Annotated in this window: 15 protein-coding genes and 1 tRNA gene; 6 read left to right on the top strand and 10 right to left on the bottom strand. The window is 42.2% G+C overall.

From position 1 onward, the window contains the following. Positions 1 to 54 precede the first annotated feature (54 nt). The 5 genes from cysM to FTT77_RS11205 all read left to right on the top strand — a co-directional run bounded on the left by cysM (position 55) and on the right by FTT77_RS11205 (position 6,291). Positions 55 to 975 (top strand): cysteine synthase CysM, encoded by a 921-nt coding sequence (gene cysM, locus FTT77_RS11225; RefSeq protein WP_180109247.1) that lies wholly within the window; start codon positions 55 to 57, stop codon positions 973 to 975. A 32-nt stretch (positions 976 to 1,007) separates the two neighbouring features. Continuing rightward, positions 1,008 to 1,826 carry a 3'-5' exonuclease gene (locus tag FTT77_RS11220; protein WP_180004601.1) on the top strand — a complete coding sequence of 273 codons (819 nt, stop codon included), beginning with the start codon at positions 1,008 to 1,010 and terminating at the stop codon, positions 1,824 to 1,826. A 6-nt stretch (positions 1,827 to 1,832) separates the two neighbouring features. Further along, entirely contained in the window at positions 1,833 to 3,221 is a 1,389-nt protein-coding gene (gene rlmD, locus FTT77_RS11215; RefSeq protein WP_180109248.1) for a 23S rRNA (uracil(1939)-C(5))-methyltransferase RlmD, read from the top strand. 33 nt (positions 3,222 to 3,254) lie between these two features. Further along, positions 3,255 to 5,561, top strand: a complete 2,307-nt coding sequence (locus FTT77_RS11210) for a bifunctional (p)ppGpp synthetase/guanosine-3',5'-bis(diphosphate) 3'-pyrophosphohydrolase (RefSeq protein WP_078194183.1) — start codon at positions 3,255 to 3,257, stop codon at positions 5,559 to 5,561. Between the two features lie 79 nt (positions 5,562 to 5,640). Then, on the top strand, positions 5,641 to 6,291 hold the full coding sequence (locus FTT77_RS11205) for a hypothetical protein (RefSeq protein WP_180026757.1): 651 nt from the start codon (positions 5,641 to 5,643) through the stop codon (positions 6,289 to 6,291). 62 nt (positions 6,292 to 6,353) lie between these two features. On the opposite strand, the gene secF is transcribed toward FTT77_RS11205, so the two are convergent. From secF to queA, 8 genes are all read right to left on the bottom strand, one after another. Further along, positions 6,354 to 7,316 (bottom strand): protein translocase subunit SecF, encoded by a 963-nt coding sequence (secF, locus tag FTT77_RS11200; RefSeq protein WP_111885820.1) that lies wholly within the window; start codon positions 7,314 to 7,316, stop codon positions 6,354 to 6,356. A 10-nt stretch (positions 7,317 to 7,326) separates the two neighbouring features. Further along, positions 7,327 to 9,225, bottom strand: a complete 1,899-nt coding sequence (gene secD, locus FTT77_RS11195; RefSeq protein WP_111885819.1) for a protein translocase subunit SecD — start codon at positions 9,223 to 9,225, stop codon at positions 7,327 to 7,329. Positions 9,226 to 9,279: 54 nt separating this feature from the next. Beyond that, on the bottom strand, positions 9,280 to 9,609 hold the full coding sequence (yajC, locus tag FTT77_RS11190) for a preprotein translocase subunit YajC (RefSeq protein ID WP_078191271.1): 330 nt from the start codon (positions 9,607 to 9,609) through the stop codon (positions 9,280 to 9,282). A gap of 106 nt (positions 9,610 to 9,715) precedes the next feature. Beyond that, complete coding sequence (gene tgt, locus FTT77_RS11185; protein ID WP_078191270.1) at positions 9,716 to 10,846, bottom strand: tRNA guanosine(34) transglycosylase Tgt; 1,131 nt, start codon at positions 10,844 to 10,846, stop codon at positions 9,716 to 9,718. An 80-nt stretch (positions 10,847 to 10,926) separates the two neighbouring features. Continuing rightward, the gene (locus tag FTT77_RS11180; protein ID WP_180109249.1) at positions 10,927 to 11,823 is read right to left on the bottom strand and encodes a DUF4303 domain-containing protein; all 897 of its coding nucleotides are present in this window, start codon (positions 11,821 to 11,823) and stop codon (positions 10,927 to 10,929) included. An 80-nt stretch (positions 11,824 to 11,903) separates the two neighbouring features. Next, the gene (locus tag FTT77_RS11175) at positions 11,904 to 12,470 is read right to left on the bottom strand and encodes a LemA family protein (RefSeq protein ID WP_180109250.1); all 567 of its coding nucleotides are present in this window, start codon (positions 12,468 to 12,470) and stop codon (positions 11,904 to 11,906) included. Positions 12,471 to 12,524: 54 nt separating this feature from the next. Continuing rightward, positions 12,525 to 13,553, bottom strand: coding sequence for a hypothetical protein (locus FTT77_RS11170; RefSeq protein WP_180109251.1), 1,029 nt, complete (start codon positions 13,551 to 13,553; stop codon positions 12,525 to 12,527). Between the two features lie 21 nt (positions 13,554 to 13,574). Beyond that, positions 13,575 to 14,615, bottom strand: coding sequence for a tRNA preQ1(34) S-adenosylmethionine ribosyltransferase-isomerase QueA (gene queA, locus FTT77_RS11165; protein WP_180109252.1), 1,041 nt, complete (start codon positions 14,613 to 14,615; stop codon positions 13,575 to 13,577). 178 nt (positions 14,616 to 14,793) lie between these two features. Between queA and FTT77_RS11160 the strand changes: the two genes are divergently transcribed. Then, a tRNA-Leu gene (locus tag FTT77_RS11160) sits at positions 14,794 to 14,880 on the top strand. 257 nt (positions 14,881 to 15,137) lie between these two features. Here the strand turns inward: FTT77_RS11160 and FTT77_RS11155 are convergent. Further along, positions 15,138 to 15,437, bottom strand: coding sequence for an HNH endonuclease (locus FTT77_RS11155; protein WP_168378735.1), 300 nt, complete (start codon positions 15,435 to 15,437; stop codon positions 15,138 to 15,140). A 186-nt stretch (positions 15,438 to 15,623) separates the two neighbouring features. Continuing rightward, positions 15,624 to 17,864 carry an NADP-dependent isocitrate dehydrogenase gene (locus tag FTT77_RS11150; RefSeq protein WP_180109253.1) on the bottom strand — a complete coding sequence of 747 codons (2,241 nt, stop codon included), beginning with the start codon at positions 17,862 to 17,864 and terminating at the stop codon, positions 15,624 to 15,626. Between the last annotated feature and the right edge of the window lie 395 nt (positions 17,865 to 18,259).

The following is an 18,259-nucleotide window of genomic DNA, read 5'->3' as shown; positions in this document are numbered from 1 at the left end:
GCAGGCAAAGGCATTTTTTCATACAATAGGCGCACCTCGATATAGGTGTGAATAATGAGTAATACAACCCCTGATTTTCAAGCAGACGATTTTTTATTAGACCATTACGTCGGCAACACGCCGTTAGTGCGTTTACAGCGTCTGGCAAGTCATACTCAAGCAACAGTATTAGCCAAGTTAGAAGGCAATAACCCAGCGGGTTCGGTCAAAGATCGCCCTGCATATAACATGATTATGCAAGCGGAAAAGCGTGGTCAGATTAAACCGGGTGATACGTTGATTGAAGCGACGAGCGGAAACACAGGGATTGCTTTAGCTATGGTTGCAGCAATGCGTGGCTATAAAATGACCTTGATCATGCCTGCAAGTTCTAGCCAAGAGCGTAAAGATGCCATGCGTGCCTACGGTGCCGAACTGATCGAATCAGAAAACATGGAAGAAGCACGTGATCTTGCCCTTCAAATGGAAAAAGACGGCAAAGGTTTAGTCCTAAACCAGTTTGGTAACCCAGACAATGTGGAAGCACATTACCTTACTACTGGGCCTGAGATTTGGAAACAAACAGGCGGTAAAATTACACATTTCGTCAGCTCAATGGGAACCACCGGGACCATTATGGGGATTTCGAAATATTTAAAAGAACAAAATCCGGATATTCAAATTGTTGGTTTACAACCGTCTGAAGGCTCAAACATTGCTGGTATTCGCCGTTGGCAACAAGAATATCTTCCTACGATTTTTGATTCTTCACGTGTCGATCGTATTATGGATATTCCGCAAATTGAAGCGGAAAAAACAGCACGTAAATTGGCACGTACAGAAGGTATCAGTGCAGGTACTTCATCGGGTGGTGCGGTATGGGCTTCAGTTAAATTGGCTGAAGAAAATCCGGATGCCGTGATTGTTTGCATCGTATGTGACCGTGGAGACCGCTACTTGTCTACTGGTCTATTCTCTGTTGTGGATCCTGAATAATTACAGTGGCCGATCGGCACTGGTGAGTACTTATGCGTTTACCTGTTTTAATTTTTGATATCGAAACACTGACAGATTTGAAGTCAGGTGCGCATTTGTATGGACTGGATCTGCCTGAGGTGGATCTAGATGCTGCGCTGACTAAACTGCGTCGCCAAGAGGCGGGCACGGATTTTCAGCGTTTGGCCTTGCATGAAATTGTCTGTATCTCTGGACTATGGATTGATGAAAAGGGCATGAAGTTGTTTTCATTTAGCCGTGAAGACAATAGCGAAGCTGAAATTTTAAAAAAATTCGTTTCTATTTTTGAAAAGCGTCATCCGACCTTGGTCAGTTGGAACGGTTCACAGTTTGATTTGCCTGTGATTTTGTTCCGTGCCATGTATCACGGACTATCTGCACCAAGTTTGTTCGATCAGGGCGAGATTGATACGCAAAAGCGCTATAATAACTACCAGAATCGTTATCATCATCGTCATGTAGATTTGATGGATGTCATGGCCATGTTCCATGGTCGTCATTTTCAAAAGCTCGACGATGCAGCACATTTACTTGGTTTCCCCGGTAAACGTGGTGATGGTGGCTACCATGTGCCTGAATATGTACGTGAACAACAGTGGATGGAACTGACCAGCTACTGTGAAGGTGATGTGCTCAATACATGGTTGATTTATTTACGCTGGCTGTTGCTGAAAGGACAGTTATTGTTAAATGATCATCAGCACTTGATTCAAAGTACGATTCAATATTTACAAACTCAGCCGCAACACGCTGACTTTTTATCGGTATGGCAGCAAACCTCGCAGCGTACCGAATTCACTCAATCTGATTTCCCATCTTCCACACATTAGGTACGCATGAAACACAAAGCCAAACCCCAAAAAGCCCAACAACCCATTTATACATTTCAGGTTGAATCGCTTTCACATGAGGGGCGAGGCATAGCGCACTTTGGGACGCATCCAGATCATCCTGCGGAAAAACACGGTAAGAAAGTATTTATTCGTTATGCATTGCCAGGTGAAACGGTGCATGCGCGTATTACTAATGTCGTTAAGCGTCTCGAAGAAGCAGATAGTCTGGAGTTGCTGAGTGAAGAGTCTGCTCTACGGGTTAAACCGGCCTGCCCACATTATGGGGTCTGTGGTGGGTGTAGCATGCAGCATATTCATCCCGACGAGCAAATTCGTTTAAAACAAGATGTTTTACAATCACATTTGCAACATTTTGCTGGGATACAACCTGATCAATGGTTAGCTCCTTTACGTTCATTGCGTGAAGATTACCGTCGTAAAGCGCGTATCGGTGTGCGTTACTTACCTGCAAAAGATAAGCTCGTGGTCGGCTTTCGTGAAAGCCAGTCAAATAAACTGACTTCGATTGACCGTTGTATGGTGTTGGATCGTGAGTTTGGCTCAATCACCACACTCAAACAACTGTTACAAGGTTTGCAAGGTAAAGCAGATATTGGGCATATGGAACTGGCCATGGGAGATCAAGAAATTGCCCTCCTGATTCGTCATACGGCGGAACTTTGCGCGGAAGATGTCAACCAATTAGTAAAATTTACGTTACATAAAGAGTGGCAACTGTACTTACAACCTGAAGGGCCAGACAGCTTACATCGCGTGGATCATCCCGATGCACCGATGCGTCTGCACTATGGTCTAAGTGACTTTGGTGTGGAATTTGGCTTTAATCCTCAGGACTTCACGCAAGTGAATTCCACGATTAATCCGCAAATGGTGAAACTGGCATGTGAATTGCTTCAGTTACAACAGGGTGAGCGAGTTCTAGATCTGTTTTGTGGCTTAGGAAACTTTTCTTTACCACTTGCTCAATGTGTGGGTTCAACGGGTCAAGTCGTTGCAGTTGAAGGGAGTGAAGAAATGGTTCAGCGTGGTGCAGAAAATGCACAAAACAATGGCCTTTCGCAACTGAAATTTTATTCACAAGATTTAACAAAAGATTTTTCGCATCATTCTTGGGCAAAACAAGGATTTGATGCATTATTGATAGACCCACCACGTTCTGGTGCAGAAGAAATAATGCGTTATGTGCCCAAATTTGGTGCAAAAAGAATCGTTTATGTGTCATGTAATCCTGCAACACTAGCACGCGATGCTGGAATGTTGGTACAACAAGGCTACCGTTTGAAAAAAGCGGGTGTCATGGACATGTTTACCCATACAGGGCATGTCGAATCGATTGCTTTGTTCGAAAAAGAAAATCAGATAAACGATTAAAAGTTATGAAGCGTAGAAAACTAGGAGTAGGGTATGGTCACAGTACGTGAACAATTACCTGGACGTCTCAATGAGCTGTCTCAGGAAACGACTGTAGAACATGCCGAGCAAGCACAGCATGATTTAGCTGAATGGCTAGAGCGTGTGAGTGGCATGTTTGACGGGGCTCCTCTAAAGCAACTCGAAGAAGTTGCACATCTGACCTTACAGAATGAACTTGAAACAACGGTCAACCATCGCTCGAATACCTTCTATACGGGTATTGAAATGGCGGATATTCTTGCTCATCTGTATGCGGATGAAGATACGTTATCAGCAGCTATGCTGTATCGAAGTGTTCGTGAAGGCGTAACCAGTTTAGAAGAAGTCCAAAGCAAATTTGGCGATCAAGTGCATGCTTTGGTGAAAGGCACGCTTGCCATGGGTAAGTTGTCTGACCTGATTGAGCAAAATAAACGTCTAGAAGATCATTTTAATAATAATCAGCGTGAACATTTGACCGGCATTTATAAAATGCTGATTTCGGTGACCGAAGATGTTCGTGTTGTATTAATCAAACTTTCTGAACGTACCTATGCATTACGTGAGTTGGCGCACTCAACCAAAGAGCGTCAAGAGCGTGTCGCACGAGAAATTTTAACCATTTACTCGCCGCTTGCGCACCGTTTAGGGATTGCACAGCTTAAGTGGGAGCTAGAAGATCTCGCATTCCGTTATCTAGCACCTGAACGCTATAAAGAAATTGCCTCTTTACTGAATGAAAAACGTTTAGAGCGTGAACAATATATTCAGTTCGTGACAGAAAAGTTGCGTAAAGAACTATTAGATCATGGCATTGAGGCCGAGATTAATGGTCGGGTGAAACACATTTATTCGATTTATCGAAAAATGAAGAGTAAGAACCTGAGCTTTGATCAGCTTTATGACATTCGAGCGGTTCGTGTTTTGGTGGATAATGTGCCTGAGTGTTATCACACATTGGGGATCGTTCATCAGATTTGGCGTCATATTCCGCATCAGTTCGATGATTATATTACTAACCCGAAAGCCAATGGTTATCGCTCACTGCACACGGCCGTGATTGCAGAGAACAAATCTTTAGAAGTGCAAATTCGTACGCATAATATGCACGAAGAAGCTGAGCTCGGGGTGTGTTCGCACTTTAACTATAAAGAAGGTTCTAAAACCACAGATTATTCATTTAATCATCGCTTACATTCTTTACGTGCAGTGCTTGAACATTATCAAGAACGAAATGATGCTAGCGCCCATAAAGAAGATGAGGCTTCTGAAAACTTCGAACAAATCCAAGAGTTTGAAGATTTTGAGAAAATCTATGTGTTCAGTCGTGACGGTGATATCAAAGAATTACCACGCGGTTCGACTGTGCTCGACTTTGCCTATCATGTGCATACTGAAGTGGGTAACAAGTGCTATGCAGCACGGGTGAACCAACGTTATGTGCCTCTAACCTATACCCTAAAAACTGGGGAGCAGGTCGAGATTTTAACCAAGAAAGATCGTGAACCGAACCGAGATTGGTTGGTGAACTCGCTGGGTTATATCAAGACGGCTCGTGCACGTGACAAGTTGCGTCATTGGTTCCGTCAGCAAGACCGTAGTAAAAACTTGGAAGTGGGACGTGAGATTCTGAATAAAGAATTGTCACGTTTGGCGATTCACCCGAAAAGTATCGATTTGAATGATTACTGCAATCATTTTAATGTGAAATTGGGTGAAGATATCTTGATTGGCTTGGTGAGTGGTGACATTAGCCTGCATGCCTTAATCAATCAGGTTAACCGTCATATGCACCTCGATCAGGATGAGCCTGAACTGGTGTTAAAACCGACATTGAACCCTCGTGCAAGTCATACGCTTTCGGCGCATGGTATTTTGATTGATGGTTTGGACAATGTAGAACTACACATTGCTCAGTGTTGTCAGCCTGTGCATGGTGAATCGATTGCTGGTTATATCACCCTGAATCGTGGCGTAAGTATCCATAAGGTCGCATGTCCGGATTATATCCGTATGATTGGGCAAGAGCCTGAACGTGCGGTTGAAGCGGATTGGGAAATGCAGCCAACTCGTGGTCAAAGTGTGCAAATCGTGGTGGAAGCTTATGACCGTCGTGGTTTGCTTAAAGATCTGACTCAAGTGATTTTCTCAGACCAAATCAATATTCGTCAGGTGAATACCATTTCCGAGAGTGATGGTATTGCCAATATGAAGCTGTTGATTGAAGTGAAAGGCTTGGCGCAGTTGTCGAAACTGTTGGCACGTTTAGAGCAACAACCAGGCATTATTAGCGCACGTCGATTGGTACAAGGTAGCTAAAAATAAAGCTGTATAAAAAACCTGCTGTGTGCGGGTTTTTTATTATATTGAGGGAGAGAAATTATAAAATTGAGTGCTTATGCTGCCTTCAGAGCTTTTTGAAAAGCGTCGACAGAATCTAACACAAGCCATTGACCATTGGGTTGCAACAGGCCCCTTTAAAAATGGTAAAGCTGTGTGTGAACATTTTGGCTTAGCGGTTCCTTTAATTTCCCAATTATTAAATAGTCATCGGCAGATTGGAGAGAAATTTGCACGTGAATTAGAGTCACAATTGGGACTCATTAAGGGAAGTTTAGATAATGAGGTTCAGTTTATAGAACAAGACAAGTGCACTGAGGAGCAAGCAAGCTTGGTCCTTTTTGAAATGCAGGTGGTTGAGACACAGGCATTTTCTTTAAAACCGATTTCAAATGATTCATCTCAATATTCAGCATTATTTAAAAACACTCAAGACCTGTATTTGATTCGCATCACAGCATCGTATTATGCCCCTGTATTACAAGAGGGTTGGCTTGTGGTCTGTGATGAACGGCGAGGGGTAGAGAGATCGGATCTAGCCTGTGTATATTTGCGAAATGGCTTAAATTTAATTTTAAACGTGATACAGCAAACAGATGATACATGGCAATTTGCAAGTCTAGACCAAAAACGACAGGTAGAATTCCTGCAATCCGATATTAAAAAGTTACATCCTATTATTGCGATTTTGCCTAGCTCATTTATTTAAGGTAGTCGCATAAAAAAACCCATCCGAAGATGGGTTTTGATCTGAACTATAAGTTGAAAAGCTTAAGGAATCTCTTCTTCTTCAAACTCAGGCTTCACTTGTACAATGAAGTCTTGACGGTTCAGGCCACGCCATAACGCGAAGGCTGTACCAATGTAGATTGATGAATATGTACCCACAAATACACCAACAAACATTGCAACAGAGAACCATTTCAGACCATCACCGCCCAGTACCATCATCGCTACAACAACCAGTAACAGTGTCATAGAGGTGTGAATGGTACGGCGAAGTGTTTCAGTCAAAGCACTGTTCACAACTTCAAGAGGTTCAGCACCGCGAATCTTACGGAAGTTTTCACGAATACGGTCAGATACAACGATGTTATCGTTGAGCGAGAAGCCGATAATCGCGAGTAGCGCAGCCAAAACTGTTAAGTCAAACGGCCACTGCATCATAGCAAAGATACCAATGGTCACCACGATATCGTGGAATAAAGACAGTACAGCGCCCATCGCAAGTTTGAACTCAAAGCGAATAGTGACATAAACCAGCATGAGCAGTAGGGCAAGACCAACAGCGCCCGCAGAACGCACGTAGAGTTCATTACCGACTTGACCACCAACCACATCAACTTTATGTACTTCTGCTTTATTGCCTGGCAATTGAGCGGCAGTCGTAATGGCTTTGGTTAGGTCTTCAGCTTCAATGTCTTTTTGAACTGGCATACGAACCATCAGGTCGCGGTCAGATCCTAAGGTTTGTACCACAGGGTCTTTAAAACCAGCTTTTGTCAGCGCTGAGCTCACATCGGTAGATTTTACTGGTTGACTATAGTTCAACTCTGCTGCCACACCGCCAGTAAAGTCCAAACCGAGGTTTAGACCTTTGGTGCAAATAAAAAAGATACTTGCGAGCGTTAAAATAATCGATATCAAGGCTGCCGGTTTGGCAATCTTCATAAACGGAATAATGCGCTCGTTGTCAGGACGGCCGTATTGTTTCGGTTGAGTATTTTCAGTCATCTTAGATCTCCTAAATGCTCAACTTCTTCAGGTTACGTTTTTTACCATAAATGATTTGTACGATTGCACGTGTCACAGTAATTGCTGTGAACATTGAGCACACAATACCAATCATTAGGGTAACCGCGAAGCCTTTAATCGGGCCTGTACCAATTGCAAACAGAATGAAAGCAACCAAGAATGTGGTTAAGTTGGAGTCAAAGATGGTGTTATACGCACGATCATAACCCGCAACAATCGCCTGTTTCGGTGAGGCACCCCATTTAATTTCCTCTCGTATCCGCTCACAGATCAGTACGTTGGCATCGACCGCCATACCAATGGTAATTACGATACCTGCAATACCCGGCAGGGTGAGGGATGCGCCAATCCAAGACATGATAGTTAAGATCATGGCAAGGTTAACCACGAGAGCAAAGTTGGCAATCAAACCGAACACACGGAAGAAGACCACCATCCAAATAGCAACCAATAAGAAACCGATTTGAGTTGATAATACGCCTTTGTCGATGTTTTCTTGACCGAGACTCGGACCAATCACACGTTCTTCCACGAAGTACATTGGCGCTGCCAAAGCACCTGCACGTAACATCAATGCAAGTTCAGATGCTTCTTGAGGTGAATCCAGACCAGTAATACGGAACTGAGAACCTAATACGGCTTGAATAGTTGCCGCATTGATGACCACAGATTCGGTATAAGGTGTACGAACTTCAGTTTGTGTACCTGTTGCAGGATCAGCAACATAACTAATTTTTTGTTTGTTCTCGATGAACAGAACAGCCATTCGTTTGCCTACAGCATTACGAGTGGCTTCAGACATCAACTTACCGCCTGCAGTGTCCAACGTAATGTTTACTTCAGCACCACCTGTATCTTGGCTAAAACCTGATGACGCGTTTTGTACACGTTCACCCGTTAAGATACGGTTACGGTTAAGCAATAATTGACGACCACTGTCCAAAGATTCATAAGCAAAAGCTTCTGTACCCGGCGGTAATGAGCCTTTGGCTTGACCTGTGTATGGATCGATGTATTGATCATTTAAGTCAGAAACTAAGCGGAACTCAAGGTTTGCAGTACGACCAAGTACACGTTTTGCTTCAGCAGTATCTTGCACACCCGGTAATTCAACCACAATACGATTGCTACCTTGAGTTTGTACTAATGCTTCCGCTACACCTAACTCGTTAATACGGTTACGTAAAGTTGTTAAGTTTTGGTTGACAGCATAAGACTGAATTTCTTGTTTACGTGTATCTGTGTAGCTTAAACGTAGTGTTGAACCTTCAGTTGTTGCAACCGCTTGTTGAGTATATTCATTGCCGTTACGACGAAGGAAATCCATAGCTGCAGAACGATCATCATTATTTGCAAATTGCATCGTAATGGTGTTGTTGTTCAAAGATAAGCTATTGAATTTTAATTTATTGTCGCGAAGTTGGCGACGTAAGTCAGCCGCAGACGTTTCCATACGTTGTGAAATGGCTTTATCCATATCCACTTCAAGTAGGAAATGTACACCACCACGTAAATCCAGACCTAGCTTCATTGGTTTAGCACCAATTTTTTGTAGCCATTCTGGCGTAGTAGGCGCAAGGTTCAGTGCGACGACATAATTTTCACCGAGCCCACGACGCAGTGCTTCTTTTGCTTTTAATTGTTGTTCGCTCGAATCAACACGTAATAAAGCGGCATTATTGGTGAAGCTATTGTCATGGCTGGCAATATTTTCAGATTTTAAAATCTGCTCTGCTTTTTGTACGATGCTTTGATCAATCTGGGTACCGGCTTTGGCACCTGAAATTTGAACAGCAGGTTCATCAGGATACAAACTTGGCAGGGCATATAATGTACTGATGACTAGTACCACTAGAATCAGTAGATATTTCCATGCTGGGTAACGCATTCGTTTTCTTCTTAAAATGAAAAAAGCCGTGCGGGTGCACGACTTATTTTTTGATTAAAGGTTATTTAGAGTGCCTTCAGGCAGAACTGAAATCACACTTGCGCGTTGTACTTTTACTTCTACGCCACGGTTCAGTTCAACAACTGCAAAATCACCTTCGATTTTCGTGATTTTACCCATTAAACCGCCCGCAAAAACAACTTCACTACCAACACCTAGGCTTTCAATTAGTGCACGATGTTCTTTTGCACGTTTTGATTGAGGGCGCCAGATCAAGAAGTAGAAGATTGCGACAAATACCGCAATCATCAACAGGTTTGCCATCATGCTTGGTTGCTGTGCAGCTTCACCTGCCGCGTGAGCAGTAGAAATAAAAAGGCTCATTTCATTTTCCTAAACTAAAAAAACTGGTTATCAATACTTTGATAAATAAATTGGACTTGTTCAGCAATTTACCTTGTCTTTTTCTTCAGCGCAAATGCTGAAAGAATTAATCTTGAGGACAAGGTGGCACTTCCATGCCGCGACGACGATAAAAGTCTTCAACAAACTCATCAAAAGTGCCATGATCGAGAGCATCACGCATCGCTTCAGTCAGACGCAGGTAATAACGTAAGTTATGAATAGTACCGAGCATCGAACCGAGCATTTCGCCGCATTTCTCAAGATGGAAGAGATAAGATTTGGTGAAGTTTGTACAGGTATAGCAGTCGCAATGTGGGTCAAGCGGACTTTGATCATGACGATATTTGGCATTGCGAATACGCACTAAACCGTCAGTCACAAAATAATGACCATTACGTGCATTTCGTGTTGGCATCACACAGTCAAACATATCGACACCGCGACGAACCGCTTCTACGATATCTTCTGGTTTACCGACACCCATCAAGTAACGTGGTTTATCCGCAGGCATTTTCTCTGGAAGATAATCCAATACTTTGATCATTTCTTCTTTAGGTTCGCCAACAGACAAGCCGCCAATGGCATAACCATCAAAATCAATTTCTTTCAGACCATTTAAAGATTCATCACGTAAATCTTCGTACATGCCGCCTTGGATAATACCAAACAGGGCATTACGGTTTTTCAGCACGTCATGATGTTGAGTCTTACAACGTTTCGCCCAACGCAATGAAAGCTGCAATGATTTTTGCGCTTCTTCATGTGTCGCAGGATAAGGCGTACATTCATCAAAAATCATCACGATGTCTGAATTCAGTGTGTGCTGAATATCCATCGAAATTTCAGGAGATAAAAAGACTTTAGAGCCGTCAATTGGAGAGCGGAAAGTTACGCCATCTTCTTTAATTTTGCGCATAGCGCCAAGACTGAAGACTTGGAAACCGCCTGAATCTGTCAAAATCGGGTTATTCCATTTCATGAATTGGTGTAAACCACCATGTTCACGAATAACATCTAGGCCTGGGCGTAGATATAAATGGAAGGTATTGCCCAAAATAACTTGGGATTTAATTTCTTTAATGTCACGTGGGAGCATGCCTTTTACAGTACCGTAAGTACCAACAGGCATGAACATAGGTGTTTCAACAACACCATGTTCAAGGGTTAAACGGCCGCGACGAGCACGGCCCGATTGCGCCAATTTTTCAAACTTCATACAAGGTCCAGATCAAGGCGAAAAAACAGTTCGCTGATGGTAAGAGTGCTAAAAGTGCTCTATTTTCCTTGATTCTGCGGTTAAACGCTAGCTTTGTCGGGTGTTAAGTCTGTAAATTTATAGATTGCATCTTGTGATAGGGCTTCATCTGAACTCTTGGCATTAAAATAGAACTGGTTAATTCGCTGCAAAATTTCTTCTTTTTCCATCGCAAATGTACCTTTCGGGTCCGATGTCATGGCCACGATGCTGTCAATGAGCTTTTGAATATAAGGATTCGTGGTTGCATAGGTTTTTTCTAAGCTTAAAAGATAGACTTCATTGGCAACATGTAAATAGTTATAAGGTTGTATTTCAACGATTTGAGCCAAATCAATCAGCAGGTCTTTATCATACTGAGACAGCTTCATACGCTTGGGTAAGCTGTCGAGCTTGAGCGGTTGTTTGGATTTGAGAAAATCATCAAGTTGTGTATTTGGAGTATTTAAAACTTGAGCTGAATAAATCTCTATTTCGGGCTGTGTAGGCACCGTGATAAAAAACAGAATATTGTCCAATTCAATGCCGTAGGACTGAGCCAAGTCGACTTTTGTTTGTTGTATGGCATTGAGCAAGATTGAAAGATGGTTAGTTGACTCAGACTTCATTGAGCTTTCGATCGAAGATGGATTGAGGTCTAAAAAACCCACTTCATTTACAGATGTCAGTTTGAACTGCGCCAAGTCTTGACTTAAAGATGGTAGGCTACGATAGCGCCATTTCGACACATTCCATCGATCATGCGTTGTAAGATATTGAGCAGAATCTTCATCTTCGGCAAAAATACTACGCTGCGTAGAGACTGCGATATAGTCTATGGATAAATAGGGATTGAACGCCAATGTACATGCGTAAATATGGTCGTCTTGGTGCTGCTCATAGAGTTTGAAAAACGCCTGAATCAGCACATTTTTTAGTGCATTAATTTGATTGTGCATATTTTATTTTTCTTTCTAGTTTTGGAGGTGCTTGATCACCTCATCATTATTTTTTTACTTTGGTACGTTAAAGCCCGAACTTAAAAGTTCGGACGATAATCAAAATTTTGGCTGGCAGCTTGATCGCGGAAAGGGCGAACCGCTTTTTTACTCAGCAATAGCGTATTAATAATATTGTTTGGAAACACTTGAATGTGGTTGTTGAACAACTCGACGTTGCGGTTAAAAATGGTAATCGCCGCACCGACATTTTCGTTTTGTTCTTCAATTTCATTCATCATTTTCAGATAAATTTCATTGGCTTTGAGCTCAGGATAGTTTTCAACCACAACATTCAGGCTGCGCATCAGATCTTGATTTAAGGCTTCAATACGCTGTAATTGGCTGACATCGGTACTATTGATGTTCAAATTCATAATGTTTTGACGGAGTTCAGTGACTTTTGCCAAAGTCCCTTGTTCAAAATTGGAATATTGCTCAACCAAAGGCTGTAATCCATCTAAAATTTTGATTTTTTGACGTTCATAGCTAGCTACATCTGACCATGCACGAATGGTTGCATTGTGATGTCGGACAATGTTGTTGCGAATCATGATTGCGCCAATCACCAATGCAATGATGATTAAAACAAAGATCAAAAGCCCCATAAAATTTTATCCTCAAGATAAAAGGTCGTAATTTAAAACATTATTGAATGAAATCTATTTTAAAAACTGCGTTAAGTCGTTTTTCAAATTTTCTAAAGCATTTAATTTAAAGGTTCTGAGATGTCCACGCAATGCCGAAACATCTTGAATTCGTTTTGCTTTACTACTGACTTTAAATAAATCTGTAGAGCCAAGATAGCACATTATTCGGTGGCTCGGATGAAATAGCAGATCACCTTCACGGTTTTGAAAAAAATCCGCCAGTCGGAGGACAAAGCCCGGGCTGAGTAATTTAGCGATTTCCATTTGGTTATCGCCATAAAACTTTAATTTTTGATTGGTTTGAATATCGCTGCTGTGCCAAGGAAAACTATAGGGATAGCCAAAGTTTTTGCCTGTTGCAGATACGGCAAGCCCATGGATGCCAATATCAAAAACGAATACACCCCACAGGTCTTTATGGATTTCTTTGACCGTGACTTCAGCGCCGTCTTTGTCGCGTACCTTCAGTTCACTCACATAGTGATATTGAAAGACCATGACTTGATGCTGTTGCTGATTTTCATCTTCCCAAACCGTACTGGCGAAGGTCCGAATATCATTCGAAAGGCTGCCTTGCTTAAACACAGGGAACATACGTTTAAGATTGCCAATAAACTGTAGATTATTCAGCGGCATCGAAATGTATTCAGGCTGTCGGTTAAAGGCCAGTTGGTATTTTTTTGCAATGCATTCGGTTTCTAAAAATGCAATTACATCTTCGATCGGATCATCTTTTTCATAGCTGATATACGCCCAAAACACCATGACCAATCCCGCAGCAAAGCAAAGCTGTGCCCAGCCATGATCGGGCTGAATCACAATAAACAGCATGAAGCCGATACCCAGTGCGGCTAAAGCCAGCGGCAGTAAATTTTCAAATTTGAGCGTAATGGGCGCGTTCCAAGGATGCAACCCATCGAGGAGCTCTTGGTGTGTTTTTGCGTTTCGGCCTATATCCCATAGCCGAGCAATATTCTGAAAAACAACTTCATTCTTTTTGCGACGAATATGGATGGAATACTTTACAGAATCTATCGGCATAGGGATGATTTCAGCGTTCGATTATTTGTGGTTAATGTTATCAATTAACATCGCATCGCCATAACTAAAGAAGCGATATTGGCTGTCGACGGCATGGTGATAGGCATTCAAAATATTGTCTCGATTAGACAACGCTGACACTAACATGAGCAGGGTAGACTCAGGTAAATGGAAGTTGGTAATTAAACGATCGACCACTTTGAACTCATAACCAGGGTAGATAAAGATTTGCGTATCACCTGTCCAGCCCTTGAGTTCGCCGCCATTGGCTTGAGCGGCACTTTCAGTCGCGCGAGTCGCTGTAGTACCGACAGCAATGACTTTATTGCCACGTGCTTTTGTCTCACGGATTAAAGCCATAGATTCTTCTGACACGTCACACCATTCGCTGTGCATGATGTGATTTTCAATGTCATTGGTACGTACGGGTAAAAATGTGCCTGCACCCACATGCAAGGTAACAAAGGTTTTATTCACACCTTTGTCTGCCAATTTTTTGAGTAGCGCTTCATCAAAATGTAAGCTTGCTGTTGGTGCTGCAACTGAAGCCAATTTGGTCGGATCGTTAAAAACAGTTTGGTAACGTTCGGTATCAATCGCTTCTGCTTCACGGTTAAAGTAAGGCGGAATCGGTAAAGCACCGTATAAATCTAAAACTTGTAAAATAGGCTGTGAAAATTCCACAACAAATAAGTTTTCATGACGGCCTTGAACGGTCACTTTAACTTCGTCTGGACCAATAAATAATTCCGCACCTTCTTTAGGCGTATTGCTGGCTTTAATGTGGCAATGTGCGGTTTTTGGGTCAAGAATACGTTCAACCAAGACTTCAATTGCACCACCTGTAGCGCGTTTGCCTTTTAAGCGGGCTTTCATCACTTTGGTATCGTTCAGTACCAATAAGTCACCTTCATTGAGCAAGTCTAAAATGTCAGTGAAATGATGGTCGTGATATTCGCCATTTAGATCGAGATGGAGCAGACGTGATGCACTACGTGTTTCGAGTGGATAGCGGGCAATGAGTTCGTCGGGGAGATTGAAGTTAAAGTCAGAAAGTTGCATGTTAAGAAATCTGAAAAGGGGATAATGAAATTTGGCTTAGTATAAGCTTTTTTGGGTTTTAACGCTGAAATTGATGGATTATCCATCTAAAAATTCTTATACGGTTTATTTTTAATCAAATGAGAACATCATGCGTTGACAAGTTTTTGAAACAGTTTATTATACGTTTCAACACCTTCCCGAGGTGGTGAAATTGGTAGACGCGGTGGATTCAAAATCCACTATCAGAGATGATGTGTCGGTTCGAGTCCGACCCTCGGGACCAAAATTCTAAAAGACCCCAAGCTTATTAAGACTTGGGTTTTTTTATGTCTAAAAGTAATGAATTATATAAAATTCCTAGAAAATTTCCAATGATTTCACTAGCCACGTTTCAGGTGGTCACTTCGTAAAATGAGTACCTGAATTTTGTTTGGGTACTCATGGTGGAATCAGATGCTAAGCTTAAATTATTAGATCAATACAATAATCAAATGTGATTGATCGGGTGTCTTATAGGGCTTGTAGTATTTAAAAGATTTATTAACTATCTAAAGCTACTTTGATGACATCTGCAATTGTCTCAGTGTTGACACCTCTTTTTCGAGCATTCTCAGAGTGGAACCAAGTTGCTAAGTCTTTATTGCCTTTAGATGCATTGCAGCCAACACAGCACAATGCAATATTGGTTAAGGTTGTAATTCTTATATCGTTGATAATGTGTTCCCAAGACTTCTTGTTGGCTCTTTCAGTGCCAAACTTTTTGCCGCAATATACACAGCACAGGTCTCGCTCCGAGACCGCATCCTCTATGTGCTTTGGTATTCCCCATGAATTTGCCATTTTAGGTTTTCCTTATTTTAGGGCTGTAGTTGAATGAAAAATCCTAACCTTTGATAAATCACATTCATAAAATTTAGATCTAAGCATTAAATGAAAGAGTTGTCATAACACTATATAAATGAGGGTATAAAAAAACCAGCGCTTTCGCGCTGGTTTTTTACATCCCTAACTTGCATTAGTTCAGCATCAACTTAATTGAGCAGCCTCAAGAGCAGCATTTAAAGTTGCGCTTGGACGCATTACAGCATTTACTTTTGCTGTATCTACAGCGTAGTAACCACCGATGTCCGCGGCTTTACCTTGAACTTCAGCAAGTTCTGCAACGATTTTTTCTTCGTTTTCAGCAAGTGCTTGAGCAAGAGGAGCGAATTTCGCTTTAAGCTCTGCATCTTCGTCTTGCGCAGCAAGTTCTTCAGCCCAGTATTTAGCAAGGTAGAAGTGGCTGCCACGGTTGTCAAGTTCGCCAGTACGACGTGATGGAGACTTGTCATTGTCAAGCAATTTACCAGTCGCAGCATCAAGTGTATTTGCAAGAAGTTTAGCTTTCGCGTTGTCTTCTTTGATGCCCATTTCTTCAAGAGAAACAGCAAGTGCCAAGAACTCACCTAAAGAATCCCAACGTAAGTGGTTTTCTTCTACAAGTTGTTGTACGTGTTTAGGCGCAGAACCACCCGCACCAGTTTCGTACATGCCGCCACCAGCCATTAGAGGCACGATAGAAAGCATTTTCGCAGAAGTACCCAATTCCATAATCGGGAACAAGTCTGTTAGGTAGTCACGTAGGATGTTACCAGTTACAGAAATTGTATCTAGGCCACGAGCAACACGTTCAAGTGTATAACGCATAGCACGTACTTGAGACATGATTTGAATGTCTAAACCAGTAGTGTCGTGCTCTTTCAAGTAAGTTTGAACTTTCTTGATGAGTTCGTTTTCGTGTGGACGGTACGGGTCAAGCCAGAAGATCGCAGGCATGCCTGAGTTGCGTGCACGAGTCACAGCAAGTTTCACCCAGTCACGGATCGGAGCGTCTTTCACTTGGCACATACGCCAGATATCGCCTTCTTCCACGTTTTGTGACATCAACACTTCACCAGTTTCTAGGTCGGTGATGTTTGCAACACCCGCTTCAGCGATTTCGAAAGTTTTGTCGTGTGAGCCGTATTCTTCAGCTTTTTGCGCCATCAAACCAACGTTAGGTACAGTACCCATAGTGCGTGGGTCAAAGTTACCATTCCATTTACAGAAATTGATCATTTCTTGGTAGATACGCGCGAAAGTAGATTCAGGCATTACAGCTTTACAGTCGTACTGTTTGCCGTCAGCACCCCACATTTTACCGCCACCACGGATCATTGCGGGCATAGATGCATCTACAATTACGTCATTAGGTGAGTGGAAGTTAGTGATGCCTTTTGCAGAATCAACCATTGCAAGTGCAGGACGGTGTTCTTGGCAAGCATGTAAGTCAGCAATGATTTCTTCACGAAGAGAAGTCGGAAGAGTTTCAATTTTTTCGTAAAGACCAGACATACCGTTGTTGATGTTAATACCTAACTCATCAAACAATTTGCCGTGTTTTTCGAATGCATCTTTGTAGTAAATCTTCACACAGTGACCGAAAACGATTGGGTGAGACACCTTCATCATGGTCGCTTTTACGTGTAGAGAGAACAAAATGCCTGCTTCTTTACAATCATCTAATTCTTTTTCATAGAAGTCGCAAAGTGCTTTTTTGCTCATGAACATTGAGTCGATGATTTCGCCGTCTTGAAGCGCAACTTTAGGCTTAAGAACAATAGTTTCACCAGACTTAGTGATCAATTCCATTTTTACATTGCGAGCGCGGTCTAAAGTCATAGACTTTTCGCCGTGGTAGAAGTCACCTTCGTCCATGTGAGAAACGTGAGTTTGTGACCACTGTTTCCATTCGCTCATAGAGTGAGGATGTTTCTTCGCGTAATTTTTTACTGCAGTAGGTGCACGGCGGTCAGAGTTACCTTCACGAAGTACAGGGTTTACAGCAGAACCTAGGCATTTGCTATAACGCGCCTTGATTTCTTTTTCTTCCTCAGTCGCTGGGTTTTCTGGGTAGTTCGGAACTGCAAAACCTTTAGACTGTAATTCTTTAATGCAAGCAGTTAATTGGCCAACTGAAGCACTGATGTTCGGAAGTTTGATAATGTTTGTGCTTGGATCTTGGGTTAATTGTCCAAGCTCTGCCAAGTTATTTGGCACCTTTTGTTCTTCGCTTAGGTAGTCTGAAAATTCAGCGAGTACACGTGCTGCAACTGAGATATCGCGTTTAACGATTTCAACGCCAGCAGGTTTAGTAAAGGTTTCAATGATCGGCAGCAGAGAGTAAGTCGCCAATAATGGCGCCTCGTCGGTCAGTGTGTAGATGATAGTTGACTTTCCACCAGCCATATATAGCCCCTTGCTTTAGATTGTGTCTTTGAGGTCCGAGCTTGTGGCTCGCCTCTATGAACCGATTTGCTTAAATAAAACTATGAAAGTATCGGGGTTCATTGCTTTTCAGTCAACGCAAGATCCTGTGATGTGGTCATTTCGTAGAAAAATGATACAAAAGAAGTGCAGTTTGACGCCCAATTTTAGCGCAAAACCGAGAAGGGGAATATTGAAAGCTTGTTATTCATAGCTTAAAGCTATTGAACAATTAAATTTATATCGTTTTCTTGGGGCTGATCTGTTCTTTATGGCTCGTTCGAAATTTAGTTGTAAAGCAAAGCGTAGGACAGGTCAAACTGAAAGCCTTAGCTTTTAGGTGTAGATTTGGTGCGTAAGTTCGAAAATTAGTCAGG

This window comes from Acinetobacter sp. YH01010, from assembly GCF_013420775.1.
Taxonomy (GTDB): Bacteria; Pseudomonadota; Gammaproteobacteria; order Pseudomonadales; family Moraxellaceae; genus Acinetobacter; species Acinetobacter amyesii.
The sequence above is the reverse complement of the archived record's forward strand: the minus strand, read 5'-3'. Positions and strand labels throughout refer to the sequence as shown.